Source organism: Lactobacillus sp. M0396 (genome assembly GCF_016101625.1).
Taxonomy (GTDB): domain Bacteria; phylum Bacillota; class Bacilli; order Lactobacillales; family Lactobacillaceae; genus Lactobacillus; species Lactobacillus huangpiensis.
The window spans coordinates 401,972-420,763 of the sequence record NZ_JACFQE010000001.1; the positions used below are offsets into that span (position 1 = coordinate 401,972).

An 18,792-nucleotide genomic window follows, 5' to 3' on the forward strand; every position below is an offset into this window, starting at 1 on the left:
AAAACAAGATTAAAAACCAGCATTTTAATAATACTGATTTCTAATGATATTTAATTATTCTTATTTAACTAATTATGGTTCTCATTATTTTCTTTAAATAAATCTTTTAATTTAGCAAAGGCAGGGTTTATTTGTTCCTTTTCTTTCTTATCAAATTCATCTTCAGAAATCACAGCCCAACCATTTCCTTCAGGATAAATATTTTGATCTCGTTCTTCCTCAGTCAAAATTGTAGTTGGGATATTTAATAAAACGTTGTCTTCAATCGCTTTTTGCAAATTAATAACTTCGTTTTTTACTTTCACAATCGGGATGTCACTCTCGTCGATTTCTTCTTTAGCTACATCTGTATCAGTATAATTCTCGCTAAAACGAAAATTTTCTGTAAACTCAACAGGCATTAAACTACGACTGGAAGGAACAACTAAACAAGCTTGTACTTGAAAGTCTCCGGTAACGTATGGTTGATTGTAAAATGCATCACCTGAAACGGTCACGTTATTTACTTGATAAACTAAACCATGACTTCGCTTAATAAATTCTTCTTGCAATTCGACCTCACATTCAATGTGAGTTACAGGTTCATTGCTATTTTTTATTTGAGTAAAATTCAAAGTTAACATTTAGACCTCCACTGGACGTTGTCCAAAGTTTTGATCAACTCCCATAAGTTGCTCAAAAAAACGATCAACACGTAATTGTAATTTCATTGATCCGCTTTTAGTATTTTTTTGATCAACCTTCGATATGATGTCTGCGAATGTTTTTTTTCTAATCCCTTTAAGATATTTTCTTCCTAATTTACTGTAGCCTAAAAGTAGAAGGGATTCATGGTTAAAGCTGTCAGTCATGTCTTCTTGAGTTACATTTAAGAGCGTATACAGGCTAAGACGACGCAAACGAGAATAAGTATAACGCTTTGACTTTACTCTTCGTAAAAATTCTGTAAAAGTTTGTGCAGCGTGAATCTCATGTTTCATTTTGTACTCAAGACCTTCACTCATTTGATAAATTCTTCTTAATTCAGAAACTGAAGAAGATTCCAATTTATATTTTAAAAATGGAAACAGCAAATTCCAATTTGGATAATTCTTTTGCTCGAATAGAAGCTGAACCTCTTTTTTGGGCAACCATTGTTCCAATGTATAATTAGTTTCATTATGGAGAATCATATTGCGAATTGCACTGGCACTTTGAACAACTTTATTGCTCTGCAAGACATCGTCATGACCGGCACCAATCCGATTAACTGGATGCAAAACTAAAGGCGTTCCTAAATTATGATTGGCAACAGCATAAGCCAAAGCAAGAATCGCATTAGGCTCACTAACTTCATGACCAACTTCTCTTGCTACCATTTGGTTATATTGGGTTGAATAAGTTTGACTATAATCATTAAAGTCCATATGACTTTGTGGGATTTCAGCAATTTTACTACCTAAATAAGCATAATTTTGTGTAGCGTCTTCAACACCAAAAATTAAGTCAGTTACACCAACTTTGACCAGTTGATCTATACTGCCAAGTGCAAACAAATCAGCTGGTTCAACCGAAGTGGAAAATGGCAGTTCAAGTACTAAATCAGCACCACTTTCAAGTGCTGCTTGCGTACGAGACCATTTATCCATAATTGCCATTTCCCCACGCTGGACATAATTACCAGACATGACTACGATGATTGGGTCTTTACTGCCAGCAATGTATCGAGCCTGATTCATTAAAAATTCATGCCCACTATGGAAGGGATTGTATTCTGCAATGATCCCTACTACACTCATTGTTAGCTAATCTTCCTTTAATTCTAATCTTTTACCGTTAGACCACAGTTTTTCAACATTGTAAAAATCACGTGCATCTTCAGTAAAAACATTTACAACAACATCGCCTAAATCGAGTAAAAGCCAATTTGATTCACTCGTGCCTTCAACGCGATAATCATAATAATTAACCTTGTGAGCTTCATCAATGATAGCATTAGCTATAGCATGTAATTGTCTGTTTGAACCAGCACTGGTCACAACATAATAATCAGCTAAAATACTATGTCCCTGCATATCGTAAGCTGCAGTATCTTCTCCATGACGATCACTAATTGCCTTTAGAGTAAAAGCCAATATTTCTTTACTAGTCAATTTTTCTCCTTATTCTTTAATACCCCAAACATTATAAGCGTCTAAAGTACGTGGATAGATTTTATTTCTTTTCTCAATTAAAAATTCAAGAGTATGTGCTAATTGATAGCCGACGCCCTGATCAAGATTAGCATAAGTTATTTTACGCGCTTCTTCAACTCCTGGAAATGACCTGCCAGGTTCAATGTAATCAGCCATAAATACAATTTTATCTAAAGTTGTCATTTCAACGTCAGCTGTTGTATGCCTGCGTACTGCCGTTAAAATTTCTGAATCATTAATTTTCAGATCTCTCTGAATAAAATATGTACCCACAATACCATGCCAAATGCTTCGATTCCAATTTAACAGGTCCTGATCAAAGCCCTTGGTTTTAATAACTTCACGATATTCCTCAACTGAAACTTGTTTTGCATAATCATGTATAAATCCAGCTAATGCGGCTTTATCTTCATCATATTGGTTTAACTCTGCTAATTTTTTAGCAGTTTTACTAACTCCAATACAATGCTCAAAACGATCTTCAGTCATATTACTTTTTTCTTTAGACACAATTTCAGCACTAGATAGAACTGAATAAGTCTTTTTGAAAAACAAATTATTCATGATATATGCCTTTTTTCTGAATATAATTTCTGACTGTGTCAGGTACTAAGTATCTGATTGATCCACCAATCGCAATAGTTTGTCTAACAAGGCTAGAACTAATTGCGATGGCAGGAACATCAACCCAAATCATTGGTAATTTAGCTTTTTGGGGGTATCCGGCCCTTTGAACTCCGACAAGCGTTGCCAGTTGAGCCAATTTAGTAGGCTCTTTCCATTCACCTAGATTATTAACTTGATCACTGCCCATGATCAAATAATAATGATTTTCGGGTTGAGATTCACGCAAATATCTTAAGGTATCAACTGTATATGAAACTCCTCCACGATATAATTCGAATAATTTTACCTGAAAACGAGGATTGTCCTGAGTACCTAACTCAAGCATATTTGCACGATCTTGCGCAGAAACCACTGGTTCATCCTTTAATGGAGGAACATTGGTAGGAATAAACCAAATTTCATCAAGATGAAGTTTAGTCAATACTTGTTCAGCTACTATTAAATGACCTAAATGAATTGGATTAAATGTTCCACCAAAAATACCGATTTGACGACCTTTTTTGTTTTCTATTTTTTCTTCAGCTACTTCAACAGTTGGCGTTTTTTGATAATTCTTAGCAATAGCAATCATTATATCCTCTAAATTAATGCACGTCTAATACCTAGGCCAATTTGACCTGGTGTATATACTCTAACCAAACAATTCGCAGGAACTGTAACAAAGCCTATTCCACCCAATAGCAAATCGCTCTTTTCTTTAGTATGATATTCCTGTCCTTTTAAAGGGGGCAACTCATCACTTTCTAAAGGTGGATTGAGCAGTTCCCCAAGATGTTTATCATAGAAACTATCAGCCTTTTCCGTTTTAGTCCTGTGAATATATAATCCCCGTGATGCATAAACCGTAAAACTGGATTTATCTCCTTTTAAAAAGTCCACTCTGCCTAATCCAGCTAAAAATAAAGTGTTACCCGGATTAAGCTGAAATGTTACGGGTTTAAGCTGTTTTTGCGGTGAAATCATGCTCAGTTCCTGAGCGTTTAAACGTGTAGCCAACTGGTTTTCAGTTATTATACCCGGAGTGTCGACTAAAAAATGACCATTTGTCAAAGGAATTTCAATTTTATCAAGTGTTGTTCCCGGAAAGCGTGATGTAGTGATCAAATTTTGAATATCTCCCATTTGATCAATAATTGCATTGATAAGAGTGGATTTACCTACATTAGTTGTTCCTACAAAATATACATCTCGATCACGTGAATTTTGATCTAAATATGCTATCAATTCTGATAAATTCTCTTTATTTTTAGCGCTAACCAAAAATATTTTTTTAGGAAATAAACCAACGCGATTAGCTTCCTGTCGCATCCAATCCTTTATTTTACTTTTACGCGAATTTTGCGGAAAAAGATCAAATTTATTGCCGACAAGAATAAAATCATTCTTTCCAATAAAACGTGTAATTGCAGAAAGCAAGGAGTTGGTGAAATCAAATAGATCTACGACATTGACAATTAATGCTTTCTTTTCTGATAAAGAATTTAGTAACTTTAAAAAATCATCATTGTCAGATTCGACTGGCATAATTTCATTATAATGACGCAAGCGAAAACACCGCTGGCAATAGATATCATTGCCCTCATCTTCACTTTCTCTTGCTTGCTTCAAATGGGAAGCGGGTAAAAATCCTGCTTCTTCAGGACTATCTGATTGAAGAACAGCACCGCAACCGATACAAATAATTTGGTCATCCATTTTTTAATGTCTCCTTAAATGTAACTGGGTGTGAAAGGCTTAAAAAGAAAAAAATAATTTTCTCAAAAAAACGATTAATACGTGTATTCCACTTATCAGTTTGAATAAGCGGTTTTACTAATACTGATTCTACACCAGCCAAGTTTCCTGCCTGTATATCTGTGATTAACTGATCACCAACCATCATGACCTGGTCTTTTTTTAATCCCATTCTTTTTCTTTTTTTTGTTATAGCAAAGGGCAATGGCTTTTTCGACTTGGCTACAAAGTCAATATGATAAGGATTTAGAACTTTGCCCACTCTTTCAGTATTGTTATTGGAAATCACAACTAACTTAATATTGGCTTGTGCTAATTTTTTATTTAGATTATTCATTTTTTCAGCAGTTTCAAATTCGTTCCATGCCAGAAGAGTGTTGTCTAAATCTGAAAATACTGCTTTGATACCAATTTGTTTTAGCACCTTAATATCTAAATGATAAATTGTGTCAATTGTATAGTGTGGTCTGAATAACATTCAATTTCCCTCTTATCTATCACTGCACTAGTTTAATATACCAAATTTTCTACTGCAAGTGCTAAATTTTGACATAAAAAAACGGCGCCATAAGCGCCATTTTTGGTTAATTTAAAGCCTTTTTAGCAGTTTCTGCTAATTTTGCAAAGGTCTTTGAATCGTTATAAGCAATATCAGCTAACATCTTACGGTTAATATCAACACCAGCTAATTTCAAGCCGTGCATTAACTTAGAATATGAAATATCATTTTGTCTTGCTGCAGCATTGATTCTGGCAATCCATAACTTTCTGAAGTCGCTCTTGCGTCTTCTTCTGTCACGAAATGCATATCTGTAAGATACAAACAACTGTGTACTTGCAGCCTTAAATTGCATATGCTTTGCGCCACGGTACCCCTTGGCAAGCTTCATAATCTTTTTACGACGTTTACGTGTAACTGTTCCACCCTTAACTCTTGGCATCTAAAATTCCTCCTAAATATCGTTTCTTATATTTGATTAACGCATTTGAGAGAGCATCTGTTTGATGCGCTTCAAGTCGCTGCGTGAAACCATTGCAGCCTTTCTCAAATGACGACGTTGTTTCTTAGTCTTGCCGTGGAAACGGTGGCCAGTGAAAGCATGATGACGCTTTAATTGACCAGAAGCAGTTCTCTTAAAACGCTTAGCAGAAGCGCGGTGGGTTTTCATTTTTGGCATTTTTCTAATTCCTCCAAATTAACTAATTATTTTTGTCACTCTTCGGAGCGAGCATTAAGAACATTGAACGGCCTTCCATCTTGGGTTTGCTAATTACAGTAGCAATATCGGATGTGGCTTCAGCCATTTTTTCCAACACTTCACGACCTAGTTCCTTATGAGTGATTGCTCGACCTCTGAACCTGATCGAAACGCGGACTTTAGCACCTTCCTTGGTGATAAATTTACGCGCATGTTTTAACTTGGTGTTAAAATCGTTACCCTCGATCGTTGGACTTAAACGGATTTCTTTTACACTAACCGTTTTAGACTTTTTCCGAGATTCTTTAACTTTCTTTTGTTGCTGGAAACGGTATTTACCATAGTCCATAATACGAGCAACAGGTGGCTTGGCATTAGGCGAAATTAGAACTAAATCTAAATTTGCAACACTTGCTTGGCGTAAAGCCTCAGTTTTAGTAACAACACCAACTTGTTCACCATCTTCATTAATTAAACGAACTTCGCGAGCGCGAATTTGATCGTTCAATATCAAATTCCTTGGAATAATTCTTCACCTCCGTGTTAATCTGAGGACAAGAAAAAGACGGGTAAACTTTACCCGCCCTTAATCAACAGAAAATATCGATCAGCCCAGAGGTCAACTTAACTTAGGCGAGAAGCGGGAAACTTCTTCTTGTTCTCAACTGTCGTAATTATACTCGTCTTTTGCAGATGTGTCAATAAGATGAGTTTTCAATACTTTGATTTATGCTAAACGTTTATTGAGTCTATTACCAATAGATGATAGAGTAAAGCAAACAATAAAGTACAAAAGCGTTAAGGCCGCAAACATTGGCACAATATAGTTTGCATTTTGACCATAAATAACTTGTGCGTGTTGCATTAGTTCAGGTACAACAATGATAGTAGCTAAAGACGTGTCCTTTATTAAGGACACAAACTGACCAATGATGGTAGGAATCATGTGCCGATACGCCTGCGGTAAAACTACATGCCATAGTGCCTGCACAAAGGTCATTCCTGTAGATCTCGCTCCCTCAATTTGACCTACAGCAACCGACTGAATGCCAGAGCGCACAATCTCAGCAATCATGCTGGATTCAAAGATTGTCATTGCAATAATCGCTGACAAAATTGCTCCTGGTCTCAAACCAATATTGGGCAGGCCAAAATAAGTAAAAAAGATAATTAATAATAAAGGTAAGTTTCTAACAATGTCAATAATGAAGCCGACAATTGCTGAAATAAATCTAATTTTTGCATAGCGAATTATTCCCAATATCGATCCTAAAATAAAACTTAGTACAATTGCAAAAACTGAAATAAATAATGTGACTGCTAACCCCTTTAATAGAAAACCGAAGTTTAACCATGATAGGGCATTAATCCATGTTTGCATTTTAGTCGCCTCCCTATGCCATTTTCTTTTCAAGATGTTGCATATAATAACTTAAAGGCATAGTAATTATTAAATACAGCACGCCAATTACAAAATAGCTGTTAAATGTATCAAAAGTCACAGAGGCGATTGCATTAGCCTGATACATTAAATCAAAACCAGCCACAAAAGCCAAAATTGACGAATCTTTGATTAAATTGACAAATTGATTGCCTAATGGTGGAATAACAATTTTAAAAGCCTGAGGCAAAATCACATAACGCATAGCTTGCTTATAAGTCATCCCCGTAGATCTGGCACCTTCCATTTGGCCTTGGGAGACAGACTGAATGCCTGAACGGATTATTTCAGCAATAAAAGCTGAAGTATACAAAAACAAACCAATTGTACCTGCAGTAAAGCCGTCTATTTTGACAAAATATTTCGGTACTATTAAGTAAAAGAACATTACGATAATTAATAATGGTATATTACGAAAAATCTCTACGTAAGTCCTACCGATTTTGTTTGCCACTTTATTTGGGATAACCTCTAAAAGAGCTAATAAAACTCCAAAAATCAGGCTAAATACTAACGTTAACAGGCTTGATAAAATAGTCCAGCCAAATCCTGAAAATAGTTGACTACTAAAATTATTGAAGATACGAATCATTTTATATACATCTCCTTATAGTTAAAACCAGGAACTTGGCCGAACCACTTTTTAATTAAGCGATTGTATTCTCCACTTTTTTGAATTTTATCAATCGCTCGATTTATAGCTCTATGAAAAGGTTCTTGATTTTTATTTACTGCGATACCATAAGGTTCTTTAGTATAAGTTCCTCCAGTTACTTCAAGGCTCCCGGGACTCTGTGCGGCTAAACCATATAAAATACCATTATCACTAGTCAAAGCATCACCTTGATGCGATTTCAAAGCTGATACAGCCTGACCATAATCCTGCATTGCGACAACTTTGGCTCTGGGCGCAACTTTCTTTACTGCCTCAACAGAGTTGTCTCCAACAATACCAATTACAGTTTTGCCATTAAGATCACTTGGCTTTTTAATTTTTGATCCTTTAGGGACAAGAAATGATTTACCAGCCTGAAAATACGATTTGGAAAAACTAATTACTTGTGCTCTTTCAGGAGTAATTGTCAGAGTGGCAATTACCGCATCAACGTTACCATTTTTCAATAAAGGTATTCTCGACTGTGAAGTGGCAAGCGTAAAGCGAGCCTGCCCTTTAGGACCTAAAATTTCTCTGGTAATGGCTTTGGCCATATCAATATCAAAGCCCTTTTCTTTATCATCTCTAATATCGATTAGACTAAAAAGTTTTTTGTCACCTTCAACTGCCCAAGTAATGGTATTGGACGAGCGCACATTTTTCAAAGCTGACTGGTCAGTGACACTATTGCCACAACCAGATAAAAGGAACATTCCCAAAAATAGCGAGATTGAGCAAATTAATTTTTTCATGATATTGCCCCCTCTTAATGCGCTATTATTTTGCTTAAAAATTGCTGCGCCCGTTCTGTTTTCGGCTGTTTAAAGAAGGAAGAACTGTCATCATCTTCAACAATTTGACCCTGATCCATAAAGATGACACGGTTAGCTACTTCCTTAGCAAAACCCATTTCGTGGGTCACGATCAAAGAGGTCATATCGCTAGACGAAGTAATCTTTTTAATTACTTGTAAAACTTCATCAATCATCTCCGGATCAAGCGCTGAAGTTGGCTCATCAAAAAGCAGTAATTTAGGATGCATTGCTAAAGATCGAGCAATCGCCACGCGCTGTTTTTGACCACCAGATATTTGGGCTGGCATATTTTGGGCTTTATCAGCCACTCCAACCATATCAAGTAAATGCATTGCCTGCTTTTTATTTTCAGCTTCAGGCATATGACTGACAATTCGTGGTGCCAGCATCACATTTTCCAAAACATTTTTATTTTTATAAAGATTAAAGTGTTGGAAAACCATGCCGACATCCTGGCGCAACCTATTTGAGTCAGTCTTGGGATTGGACAAATCCTGATTATTAACTATCAACTTTCCACCCTGAATTGACTCTAAGCGGTTTATTGTTCTAATAAGTGTACTCTTACCGGAACCGGAAGGTCCGATTAAAACAACAGTTTCGCCTTTATCGATTTGTAAATTAATACTATGCAACGCGTGAAATTTGCCATAAAATTTCTGCACGTCATGAAATTCTACCATTGACATAATTATTGCTCCTTTTAGCAGTCTTAATTTAACTATCTAAACCAAGCTTTTTTAGCAATTGATTAATTAATCAAAAGTGCATCCCGTCAACACTACATTTTGTTACTCGACGTGCAAATTTTAGCGGTTTTTATATTTAAGGTCTAAGTTATCAAATTATTCCTGCAATCTATTAAATTAAACTTATCTTTACTATTTTTTACTCGATTATTTTTCACGTGAATATGATTTAACATCCTGTTCAATTTCACGAATAAATTCATCAAAACTCTTGGCTACTTCTTCTTCAGTGCCGTAGCGACGAACATTAACACCATTGTCCTTTAATTCCTTGTCACCTAAAACAAGAGTATATGGTACTTTTTGTGTTTGTGACTCACGAATCTTGTAACCTAATTTTTCATTACGCAGATCTGCTTCGGCTCTAAAACCACGTTTATTAAGTTCATCGCGAACTTTTTTGGCGTAATCTGAATGGGCATCCAAATTTACTGGAATTATTTCTACCTGAACTGGAGCCAGCCAAGTTGGAAAAGCACCCTTGTAAATTTCAATCAGGTAAGCAATGAAACGCTCCATAGTACCTACAATTCCGCGGTGAATCATAACTGGTCTGTGCTCTTCACCATCTTGACCAACATAGGTTAAGTTAAATCTCTCAGGAAGCATGAAATCTAGTTGAATTGTGGACATTGTTTCATCTGCACCCAAAGCAGTTTTAGTTTGAATATCTAGTTTTGGACCGTAAAATGCAGCTTCACCTTCAGCTTCAACATAGTCAAGTCCCATATCGTCCATAGCCTTTTTCAGCATTGACTGACTTCTTTCCCACATTTCATCATTTGCAAAATACTTTTTGGTATTCTTTGGATCACGATAGGAAAGTCTGAAGTAGTAATCAGTGATGTCAAAGTCTTTGTAAACATCTAAAATTAGAGTCAAGATTTTTGAGAATTCACTTTGAACTTGATCTAAAGTCACAAATGTGTGACCGTCATTTAAAGTCATTTCTCGTACACGTTGCAGTCCTGACAGAGCACCAGATTTTTCATATCTGTGCATCATGCCCAATTCGGCAATTCGAATTGGCAATTCACGGTATGAACGAATCTGATGCTTGTAAATTTGAATATGTGAAGGACAATTCATTGGTCGCAGTTCAAGCATTTCACCGTCACCCATATCCATTGGTGGGAACATGTCGTCACGATAGTGTGCCCAATGTCCAGAAGTCTTATAAGCATCAACGTTCATTAAAACTGGGGTATAAACGTGTTGGTATCCGTCAGCGACTTCCTTGTCGATAATGTATCGTTCAACAACGCGGCGAATTGTGGCACCTTTTGGCATCCAGTATGGCAATCCAGCACCAACTTTTGGATCAACAAAGAATAAATCAAGATCACGGCCAATTGTTCTATGATCACGTTCTTTAATTTCTTCACGCCGTTTAATGTCCGCATCCAAATCTGCCTTTTTAAAGAATGCTGTACCAGAAATTCTTTGAAGCATAGGATTAGAGGATTGCCCTTTCCAGTAGGCACCGGCAACAGATAACAATTTAAATTGCTTAATTTTACCAGTGTTTGGTAACAATGCGCTAAAACCAAAATCGACAAAATTGCCTAACTTATAAACTTGTACTTGGTCATTTTTTTCAGCTTTAAGCATTTCACTCTTATAAGGATCATCCTTAAAAAGATCAGAAAGCTCGTCTTTAGACATTAAGTTGGATTCAATCTTTTCTCCTGCTTTAATTGCTTTTTTGATTGCTTTTTCCAAGTCAGGTAATTCATTGATTTTTATTTGATTTTCTTTATCAGTGTCAACGTAAAAGCCCTCATCGTCAGATCCATGTTCACCAAAATGAATTTCAGGATAAGCTTTCTTGGCCACGGCTTCAAGAACAAATGCAACGGTATCACGCAAAATTGTTAGACCCTCTTTATCTCTGTCGGTTATAATTGCAACTTCCGCATTTTTGTTCAACTTAAAGTCTAAAGCAACAATTTGACCATCTACTTTTGCACCAAGAGCAGCTTTACCTAAAGATGTACCAATGCCATGCGCTAAATCAGAAATTGAAACAGCTTCAGTAAAATCTTTTTTTGAGCCATCAGGCAAAGTAATCGAAAAACTCATTATTTCCTCCAAAATTTTTATAATAAAAAATCCCAGTGCAATTAAGCACTGGGACGTTAATCAACGTGGTTCCACCCAAAATTTAGTTCAAGAAAATGAACTATCTCGTTATAGATTGTTAACGGAATCTAACCCATTATCAAAATTTAGGTATGAATGATTGGATTGCAAACGCTGATGAAAGCTTCCAGAATACTGCTTTTCTCTCTGAGTTGCATTGCAACATGTTCATTCATTGGTGTTAATTATAACCCAATAATTTTTTAATGCAAGTATATTTTCATTAAGAAATTAAATTATTTTACATCTTTTATAACTTAGTGACGCCGATTAGGTCCAGATATTACTATTTCCGTTGCCAAGGAATGTATTCTTTCCATTATTCTAGCAGCCTTTACTGGTTCAATCGAACTTTTAGTTTCCTTGAAATGGTCCTCCAAATCATCCATGGCAAAATTGGACGAGAAAAAGGTTGGCAAAATATTGTCCATTCGAGCCTGCAAAATTACTGCTAAGACCTCATCTCTAGACCATTGACTTAAATTTTCTGCACCTATATCATCCAGTATTAACAAGTCAGAGCTAGCAATTTTTTGCACTTCATTTTGTAAACTATTGTCATTAAAATGACTGGACAAACTGGCAATGAAGGTAGGAACATGCAAAAAGACAACATATTTTTCCATTGCCGCTACTTGATTTGCCAGCCCCGCTAAAATATGCGTTTTACCAATGCCAAAATTACCGGATAGATAAAGACCTTTTTGGTGGATATTTTGAGAATATTGATATAAAAAACGCTGAATAGCAGTCATTACCTCGGCTCTTTCTGGTGTCATTTCAATTTGACTTAAGCGAACATCATGCAAACCTTCGGGTAAGTTAATTAAACGCAAGTGCTTTTTAATATTAATTTCCTGGTCATGAATCAGTTTACTGTCTTCAGGAACAAATTTAAGACTAATGGCATTTTTATTCATTATCAAATCCGGATAATATCCTTTGGTCACCGGATCTTTTTTATGTTGGCTCAGATAAAATTCAAAAAGACTGGGAAGGCTTTTATCAATTATACTGTCATTAAGTTGTGCTCGGTGCTGACTGATAAATTGTTGCACTTTAGGTTCAGCCAAAACTTTTTGCTTAATTTTAGCGGTACTCTCGTCTTCTGCTTTAGCAGTTTGTCCTTTAGCCATAAATTTTTTAATGGGTTGCATTTTATTTCACCTACTTCATGCCGTTCTTATCTTCAAAATTCTTGAAAAATTCTTTTAGCTCTGCGCTTGAGACATCAGATTTTACTTTTGGCTTTTGCTTGTTCCAATCAGTGCCCTTTTCAACCGTTTTTCTGGAAACAAATCTGTTATAGCGCTTGCTCTGCCTTTGTTCTTGGGTCTTTTTTCTCTTTGCCATATAATCTAAGGCCTGAGCACCAGTTTTAACACCATGTTGCAGCCAATCATGCAAAATTTTGTTTGCTAAGCGAAAAGAAATGTTGGGACCGCTTTTTAAACAAGCATATGTCAGAATATTAAGTAATTCCGCTGATATTCCCTTGTCATTATATAGACTGTCTAACACTTGATATTCACTCGCATCAACATAATCATTTTTCTCAGTTTTTAAATGATACAAAAACTGCGCTGGAGTATCAGCCTGTGCTTTCTGCAATAGCTTTTGTTCTTCTTGATTAAATTGACTATTACTCTCATCAAATTTGTCGGGTATTTTAGCCCTGTTTTGCAAATGCCTGCGAGTATCGCTGCCATGAATGCTGTTTGCAATAGTTTGCTTTATTTCTCGCATATTTAAATGATAGTCACCATGCAAGCATGGTATTGCCTCATCGACAAATTCCTGTTCTGAAAGCCCGTATATACGCATGACAGCTCGAATAGCTTCTCTATTCTGATCAATTTCGCTGCCAGCAATTTGATAAATTTCAAATTGCTGTTTCATAAAATCCCAGTCAATATTATCTTGATCATTGACAGTAGCATAATCGCTCGCAGAATAATTATTCTCTCGAGCAGCTTCTTTGACCTCAATTGAAGGATCTATTGCTTCTTGATCGGATAAATGGAAAACATCCATAAAGGAAGCAGAAATATTGGGTGCTCCCTTGATGCCACTTAATTCGCTCCGGTTTTGTTTAGCCTCTCTTGCAAACTCGTGACTTAATTTATTAAAAGCAGTTATACCAACTTTTTCTTTTAATAAACTAGCTAAAAGAGCAGTTGAAAAAAATTCACTGCTTGCTGGAACATTTTTAATTTCGAAACACAAAACATGACCCATGATCTTGTTGTCAAGCAAACTCGTTTGAATCAGACCAACAGCTTCAAGCTTATGCAACGCATTAAATAATTTTTTTATATCACAATCTGTCTGTTCTTGAAGAGTATAAATTCCCTTAGCATCAGAAAGCATTGCCTGTGCATTATAATCTTCATTCAAACTTAAATAGAGTGCTAAAGGAAGAGAGCCAATAAGAGGTTGATATAGTTTAATTAATATGCGCAAATCTTTGGGAAAAATATCCACCCTGTTGGTAATGAAAAAAGGCTGTTTGGGATTATTTGTCTCAAACATAATTAATTACCCTTTTCCCTTTTTGCAATCATATCTTCCATTGTTTTCATGAAGCTAGACATATCTTTAAATTCACGATAAATAGAAGCAAAACGAATATAAGCAACATCATCAATTGTTGCCAGCTCATCCATTACTAGTTGACCAATTTTTTTCGAAGAAATTTCGCTAACCCCCTGTTGTCTGACTTTGTTTTCTACATGATCGACTAGTTCTTCAAATTGTGTACTTGATATCGGCCGTTTTTGACCAGCCGCCATCACACCATGTAAAATTTTTTTTCGATTAAAAGGTTCGCGAGTACCATCATTCTTAATCACTAGTAAAGGAGTAGTTTCAACTCGTTCAAATGTGGTAAAACGAAAGCCGCAGTTTTCGCATTCACGCCGACGTCTGATCGCGCGATTTTCATCACTGGGTCGTGAATCAATGACTTTTGAGGCATTTTTATGACAATTAGGACATTCCATATAAGTCCTCCCCTTTTATGTTAAGAAGCAATTTTTCTAATTTCGATTTCAAATCTTGTTTTGTACCAGTATTATTAATTACAAAATCAGCCAATTTTTCTTTCTGGGACAAAGGCATTTGACTGCGAATACGCTTCAAGGCAGCACGCTCACTCAAATGATCCCTTAACATTAGCCTTTTCATTTGCAGTGATTCCGGTATTGCAATTAATAAGGTAAAATCGCAATATTTTTGACCATTTGATTCAAACAAAACCGGTGCATCCACAACAACCAAAGAATTTTTGTTCATGTTGTTTAGCGCAATTTTAGCTTGTATTTCTTGAAAAATCAATGGATGGGTAATTCCATTTAAAGCTTCAAGTTGTTTTTTATCGTTAAAAACAATCTGTCCTAACTCTGAACGATTAATTGATCTATCTGACTTAAGAATGCTTGTACCAAAATGTTTTAAAACCAGTTCATAGCCCTTTTCCTTTTCGTCCCTATTTAAAATATCGTGAGCAATTTGATCGCAGTCTATAACCGGTATTTGTTTATCTCTAAAAAAAACATCTGCAGTACTTTTACCACTTGCTATCCCACCGGTTAAGCCTAAAATCTTTGTCATTTATAAATCACCTGACACTTAGGGCAAAAAGTAGTTCCTCGTCCATTTACCTTAATTTTCTCAAGAGGTGTGCCACAACGCACACAAGGCTCGCCTTTATGTCCATATACTTGCAACATTTTTTGAAAACCTCCTGTCTTCCCGTTCGCATCCAGATAGGTATGAACTGTAGTACCTCTTTCAGCAATTGCCAATTCTATTAACGAATTAATATTGTCGTGTAATTGCTCTATCTTTTCTGCTGGAATGGCATTGGCTTGACTTAACGGGTGAATTTTTGTTTCCCACAAAACCTCGTCAACATAGATATTGCCCAAACCTGCAACAATAGATTGGTCAAGGAGTGTGTTTTTAATATTTTTCTTTTTACGCGCTAAACCATTTTGTAGATACGAAACGGTAAAAGTTGCTGAATTAGGTTCAACACCTAATTTGCCAATACCAGTTTTTTCCCTTTCAGTCCCCGTCTTAATCAGCTGCATTCGGCCAAACTTACGCACATCATTATAGCGCAATGCTGAATTATCTTTAAAAACAATTTGCACGTGGTCGTGTTTGTCCTTTTTAGTATTTATTTTGACTAAACGATATTTACCTTCCATGCGTAAATGAGACACTATTGTTAAATTGTCACTGAGACGAATAAGCAAATATTTAGCGTAACGATCTATATTTTCTATCTTTTTTCCAGTTAGCTGTTTTGCAAATTCTTTAGCATCTCCGGTAATAATTTTTGGGTACCATACAGTTACTTCTTTTATTGTTTTTCCTTTGATAAGAGGAAGAAGTGTTCGCCTAACAGTTTCAACTTCCGGCATTTCAGGCATTAAAATTACTCCTTACTTCGCATCAAACCAGTTGTGGCCATATCCAGAGTCAGCTACAAGAGGTATATCAAGTCTTACAGCGGATTGCATAACTTCAGGCACAATTTTTTTGATTGTTTCCAATTCATCTTTTGGTACATCAAAAATCAATTCATCATGAACCTGGACTACCATTTTTGTCCTGAGATGCATGTCATCCAATTTTTTCTGCATGTTAATCATTGCTATTTTAATAATATCTGCAGCTGAACCTTGAATAGGGGAATTGATGGCTGTTCTTTCTGCAAAAGAACGAACATTGTAATTTTTGGCATGAATATCTGGTAAATAACGTCTTCTATGCATAATTGTTTCCGCATAGCCTTTTTCACGTGCCACTTGCACAGCTTTATTCATATATTCTTTAACTTGTGGATATTGTTCAAAGTAATTGTCAATAAATTCCTTTGCCTGTTTCCTGCTAATATTAAGATTCTTAGACAAACCATAATCAGAAATGCCATAAACTATACCGAAATTAACTGCCTTAGCTCTGCGACGCATTAGCGGAGTCACGTCATCGGTTGACTTAAGATGAAAAATGCGCATTGCGGTATGAGCATGAATGTCATAACCTGTTTTAAAGGCTTCCTGCATCTGCTCATCACCAGAAACTTGTGCTAGTACCCGCAATTCAATTTGAGAATAATCACATGAAAAAATATAGCCGTCAGGTTCGCTAGGCACAAAAGCTTTTCTAATTTGCTTGCCCTCTTCTGTCCTAGTTGGAATATTTTGTAAATTAGGGTCGACTGAGGATAAACGGCCTGTTGCAGTTAACGTTTGTAAGTACCTGGTATGAACGCGACCATCTTTTTGGATAACATCTAATAAACCATTAACATAGGTAGATTGGATTTTAGCAATCTGCCGGTAAGTCAGTATTTGTCCAATAATTGGGTTTTCATCTTTTAACTGATTTAAAACATCAACAGATGTTGAATAACCAGTCTTAGTCTTTTTAATTGGTTTTAAGCCCATTTTTTCGAACAAAATATGGCCTAATTGTTTTGGAGAATTAATATTAAATTCTTCGCCAGCTTCATCATAGATTTGTTGTTCCATTTTCTTAAGGTCAACAGCAAACTCATCTTGCAGCTCAGTTAAGGTACTAGCTTGTACCTTAATACCATTTATTTCCATGACAGATAAAACTCTTGCAACTGGTATTTCAATGTTGGCATAAAGATCATCCTGCTCGTGCTCTTTTAGTTTTGCCAGTAATGTATCTTTTAGATTTTCTATTGCCTCAATTTTACCAGCTAGATGGCTAAACAAAACTTGATCATTTTTTGGAATATGAACGCTTTTGCCTTTACCGTATACCTCATAATCGCTTTTAACAGAATTATCACCATACATCCGGCATATTTCACCCATATCGTCTGAATTATTTTCATTATTAATCAAATATGAAGCAAGAAGCATGTCATAGTCAATGCCACGGGCGTGAATACCCAAACGATTTAACCCAACTGTTGTTCGCTTTAGATCAAACACATTTTTAGTAATTTGCTTATCTTCAAGCATACTTTTAAGTTTAGCTTCTTTTAACAGATCGACATTGCGGCTAATATATATTTGTTTATCTACCTTAATGGCAAAACCGACAAAATCAGCTAAATGATAATTAGCACCAAGCATTCCCAGATAAAAAGTAATAGTTTGTCCATCAGTAACAGCAAAATTATTGATGTCATTTTCTTTAAGTTCAGTAAAATCAACTACTTTATCATTATCATTTGTTTTTTCAGATTGATCTTGTGGTTGATTTTCTCCGTCGGGATTTAATTCACTCAAGAATTTACGAAAGTTCATCTTTTCATAGAATCTGCGCAATTTCTGATAGTCAATAGGACGCCTTTTAACATCATCGATCCCAATGGTTAAAGGAGCATGACGATCAATAGTAGCTAATTTTTTGCCTAAAAGAGCCTTATCCTTATCATTGATAAGGTTTTCTTTCATTTTAGATGGCTTCATATCATCTATATGATCATAAAGATTTTCAACCGTACCATATTCCTGAATAAGTTGTGAAGCTTTTTTTGGCCCAATTTTAGTTACTCCAGGATAATTATCAGAATTATCTCCCATAAGGGCTTTCATATCAATAAATTCAGTTGGAGTAACACCATTAACTTTTTTCATATGTTCAGGTGTATAAGCTTCTAAGTTTAGTACCCCTGATTTAGTGACCATAACTGTGGTTTGCGGTGATGCCAGTTGAGTCAAATCTTTATCACCTGTAACTACCGTAACTTTAAAGCCTTCTTTTTCACCAATAGTTACGAAAGTTCCTATGATGTCATCGGCTTCATAGTTATCGAGCTCATATGTAGACAAACCCAAGTCATGCAAGAGCTCCTGAATGTATGGCAGTTGTTCAGATAATTCTGAGGGAGTCTTTTGTCTGCCACCTTTGTAGTCTGCGTACATCTTATTTCTAAAGGTAGTTTTACCTGCATCAAAAGCAACCAAAACATGATCGGGTTCGACATCATTTAGCACGACATCAAGCATATTTTTAAATGTGTAAATGGCATTAGTATGCAATCCTTCAGGATTTCTGAAATTTTCAAGTTGGCGATATAGTGCATAAAAAGCACGAAAAGCAACTGAATTACCATCAATTAAAAGTAATTTTTTATCAGCCATTAGATCTCCTTACAATTAAACCAAGTTTCTTTATTTAACTACCATTTTAACAGTTTTTGCACGGATCTTGCACAATACTGTTTTTATAACAAACAGGTTAAACATCATTTATCTACTTTA

General features: G+C 35.7%; 21 protein-coding genes and 1 other annotated feature. All 21 genes read right to left on the reverse strand.

Translation table 11 applies throughout. The annotated features are described in order from the left end of the window. Positions 1–68: 68 nt before the first annotated feature. A complete protein-coding gene (locus H3T43_RS01890; protein ID WP_198212125.1) occupies positions 69–623 on the reverse strand; it encodes a DUF177 domain-containing protein in 555 nt (184 codons plus the stop codon). Then, positions 624–1,778: a nucleotidyltransferase gene (locus tag H3T43_RS01895; protein WP_198212128.1), complete on the reverse strand. Its 1,155-nt coding sequence runs from the start codon at positions 1,776–1,778 to the stop codon at positions 624–626. Positions 1,779–1,784: 6 nt separating this feature from the next. Continuing rightward, a complete protein-coding gene (gene rsfS, locus H3T43_RS01900) occupies positions 1,785–2,132 on the reverse strand; it encodes a ribosome silencing factor (RefSeq protein WP_198212130.1) in 348 nt (115 codons plus the stop codon). 9 nt (positions 2,133–2,141) lie between these two features. Then, positions 2,142–2,738: a bis(5'-nucleosyl)-tetraphosphatase (symmetrical) YqeK gene (gene yqeK / locus H3T43_RS01905; protein WP_198212132.1), complete on the reverse strand. Its 597-nt coding sequence runs from the start codon at positions 2,736–2,738 to the stop codon at positions 2,142–2,144. Continuing rightward, positions 2,731–3,369: a nicotinate-nucleotide adenylyltransferase gene (locus H3T43_RS01910; RefSeq protein ID WP_370520770.1), complete on the reverse strand. Its 639-nt coding sequence runs from the start codon at positions 3,367–3,369 to the stop codon at positions 2,731–2,733. Before H3T43_RS01910 ends, yqeK begins: the two co-directional genes overlap by 8 nt. Positions 3,370–3,380: 11 nt before the next feature. Then, the gene (gene yqeH / locus H3T43_RS01915) at positions 3,381–4,496 is read right to left on the reverse strand and encodes a ribosome biogenesis GTPase YqeH (protein WP_198212136.1); all 1,116 of its coding nucleotides are present in this window, start codon (positions 4,494–4,496) and stop codon (positions 3,381–3,383) included. Next, on the reverse strand, positions 4,489–5,013 hold the full coding sequence (locus H3T43_RS01920; protein WP_198212138.1) for a YqeG family HAD IIIA-type phosphatase: 525 nt from the start codon (positions 5,011–5,013) through the stop codon (positions 4,489–4,491). Before H3T43_RS01920 ends, yqeH begins: the two co-directional genes overlap by 8 nt. A gap of 106 nt (positions 5,014–5,119) precedes the next feature. Beyond that, complete coding sequence (gene rplT / locus H3T43_RS01925) at positions 5,120–5,476, reverse strand: 50S ribosomal protein L20 (RefSeq protein ID WP_034980161.1); 357 nt, start codon at positions 5,474–5,476, stop codon at positions 5,120–5,122. A 36-nt stretch (positions 5,477–5,512) separates the two neighbouring features. Further along, positions 5,513–5,713, reverse strand: a complete 201-nt coding sequence (gene rpmI / locus H3T43_RS01930) for a 50S ribosomal protein L35 (protein ID WP_034980158.1) — start codon at positions 5,711–5,713, stop codon at positions 5,513–5,515. 22 nt (positions 5,714–5,735) lie between these two features. After that, a complete protein-coding gene (gene infC, locus H3T43_RS01935; RefSeq protein ID WP_034980154.1) occupies positions 5,736–6,248 on the reverse strand; it encodes a translation initiation factor IF-3 in 513 nt (170 codons plus the stop codon). Positions 6,249–6,285: 37 nt separating this feature from the next. After that, positions 6,286–6,397: a sequence feature (ribosomal protein L20 leader region), on the reverse strand. 64 nt (positions 6,398–6,461) lie between these two features. Further along, complete coding sequence (locus H3T43_RS01940; protein WP_198212140.1) at positions 6,462–7,115, reverse strand: amino acid ABC transporter permease; 654 nt, start codon at positions 7,113–7,115, stop codon at positions 6,462–6,464. 13 nt (positions 7,116–7,128) lie between these two features. Next, positions 7,129–7,767, reverse strand: a complete 639-nt coding sequence (locus H3T43_RS01945; protein WP_109586479.1) for an amino acid ABC transporter permease — start codon at positions 7,765–7,767, stop codon at positions 7,129–7,131. After that, positions 7,764–8,582 carry a transporter substrate-binding domain-containing protein gene (locus H3T43_RS01950; protein WP_045928315.1) on the reverse strand — a complete coding sequence of 273 codons (819 nt, stop codon included), beginning with the start codon at positions 8,580–8,582 and terminating at the stop codon, positions 7,764–7,766. The genes H3T43_RS01945 and H3T43_RS01950 overlap by 4 nt, the downstream gene beginning before the upstream one ends. A gap of 14 nt (positions 8,583–8,596) precedes the next feature. Next, entirely contained in the window at positions 8,597–9,334 is a 738-nt protein-coding gene (locus tag H3T43_RS01955) for an amino acid ABC transporter ATP-binding protein (protein WP_045928316.1), read from the reverse strand. 207 nt (positions 9,335–9,541) lie between these two features. Beyond that, a complete protein-coding gene (gene thrS, locus H3T43_RS01960; protein ID WP_198212142.1) occupies positions 9,542–11,476 on the reverse strand; it encodes a threonine--tRNA ligase in 1,935 nt (644 codons plus the stop codon). Between the two features lie 317 nt (positions 11,477–11,793). Beyond that, the gene (dnaI, locus tag H3T43_RS01965; protein ID WP_198212144.1) at positions 11,794–12,693 is read right to left on the reverse strand and encodes a primosomal protein DnaI; all 900 of its coding nucleotides are present in this window, start codon (positions 12,691–12,693) and stop codon (positions 11,794–11,796) included. A 10-nt stretch (positions 12,694–12,703) separates the two neighbouring features. After that, entirely contained in the window at positions 12,704–14,068 is a 1,365-nt protein-coding gene (locus H3T43_RS01970; RefSeq protein ID WP_198212146.1) for a DnaD domain protein, read from the reverse strand. 2 nt (positions 14,069–14,070) lie between these two features. After that, positions 14,071–14,538 (reverse strand): transcriptional regulator NrdR, encoded by a 468-nt coding sequence (nrdR, locus tag H3T43_RS01975; protein WP_045928320.1) that lies wholly within the window; start codon positions 14,536–14,538, stop codon positions 14,071–14,073. Beyond that, positions 14,525–15,148, reverse strand: coding sequence for a dephospho-CoA kinase (gene coaE / locus H3T43_RS01980; protein ID WP_198212148.1), 624 nt, complete (start codon positions 15,146–15,148; stop codon positions 14,525–14,527). The genes nrdR and coaE overlap by 14 nt, the downstream gene beginning before the upstream one ends. Continuing rightward, the gene (mutM, locus tag H3T43_RS01985) at positions 15,145–15,975 is read right to left on the reverse strand and encodes a DNA-formamidopyrimidine glycosylase (RefSeq protein ID WP_198212150.1); all 831 of its coding nucleotides are present in this window, start codon (positions 15,973–15,975) and stop codon (positions 15,145–15,147) included. Before mutM ends, coaE begins: the two co-directional genes overlap by 4 nt. A 12-nt stretch (positions 15,976–15,987) precedes the next feature. Continuing rightward, entirely contained in the window at positions 15,988–18,672 is a 2,685-nt protein-coding gene (gene polA, locus H3T43_RS01990) for a DNA polymerase I (protein ID WP_198212152.1), read from the reverse strand. Positions 18,673–18,792: the final 120 nt, after the last annotated feature.

Excerpts from the sequence above, each read along its gene's own strand:
- H3T43_RS01950 (WP_045928315.1), bottom strand. The coding sequence starts at position 8,582 with ATGAAAAAATTAATTTGCTCAATCTCGCTATTTTTGGGAATGTTCCTT.
- H3T43_RS01920 (WP_198212138.1), bottom strand. The coding sequence starts at position 5,013 with ATGTTATTCAGACCACACTATACAATTGACACAATTTATCATTTAGAT.
- rplT (WP_034980161.1), bottom strand. The coding sequence starts at position 5,476 with ATGCCAAGAGTTAAGGGTGGAACAGTTACACGTAAACGTCGTAAAAAG.
- rpmI (WP_034980158.1), bottom strand. The coding sequence starts at position 5,713 with ATGCCAAAAATGAAAACCCACCGCGCTTCTGCTAAGCGTTTTAAGAGA.
- H3T43_RS01890 (WP_198212125.1), bottom strand. The coding sequence starts at position 623 with ATGTTAACTTTGAATTTTACTCAAATAAAAAATAGCAATGAACCTGTA.
- thrS (WP_198212142.1), bottom strand. The coding sequence starts at position 11,476 with ATGAGTTTTTCGATTACTTTGCCTGATGGCTCAAAAAAAGATTTTACT.
- mutM (WP_198212150.1), bottom strand. The coding sequence starts at position 15,975 with ATGCCTGAAATGCCGGAAGTTGAAACTGTTAGGCGAACACTTCTTCCT.
- coaE (WP_198212148.1), bottom strand. The coding sequence starts at position 15,148 with ATGACAAAGATTTTAGGCTTAACCGGTGGGATAGCAAGTGGTAAAAGT.
- H3T43_RS01945 (WP_109586479.1), bottom strand. The coding sequence starts at position 7,767 with ATGATTCGTATCTTCAATAATTTTAGTAGTCAACTATTTTCAGGATTT.
- yqeH (WP_198212136.1), bottom strand. The coding sequence starts at position 4,496 with ATGGATGACCAAATTATTTGTATCGGTTGCGGTGCTGTTCTTCAATCA.
- nrdR (WP_045928320.1), bottom strand. The coding sequence starts at position 14,538 with ATGGAATGTCCTAATTGTCATAAAAATGCCTCAAAAGTCATTGATTCA.
- H3T43_RS01895 (WP_198212128.1), bottom strand. The coding sequence starts at position 1,778 with ATGAGTGTAGTAGGGATCATTGCAGAATACAATCCCTTCCATAGTGGG.
- dnaI (WP_198212144.1), bottom strand. The coding sequence starts at position 12,693 with ATGCAACCCATTAAAAAATTTATGGCTAAAGGACAAACTGCTAAAGCA.
- yqeK (WP_198212132.1), bottom strand. The coding sequence starts at position 2,738 with ATGAATAATTTGTTTTTCAAAAAGACTTATTCAGTTCTATCTAGTGCT.
- H3T43_RS01970 (WP_198212146.1), bottom strand. The coding sequence starts at position 14,068 with ATGTTTGAGACAAATAATCCCAAACAGCCTTTTTTCATTACCAACAGG.
- H3T43_RS01940 (WP_198212140.1), bottom strand. The coding sequence starts at position 7,115 with ATGCAAACATGGATTAATGCCCTATCATGGTTAAACTTCGGTTTTCTA.
- polA (WP_198212152.1), bottom strand. The coding sequence starts at position 18,672 with ATGGCTGATAAAAAATTACTTTTAATTGATGGTAATTCAGTTGCTTTT.
- H3T43_RS01955 (WP_045928316.1), bottom strand. The coding sequence starts at position 9,334 with ATGTCAATGGTAGAATTTCATGACGTGCAGAAATTTTATGGCAAATTT.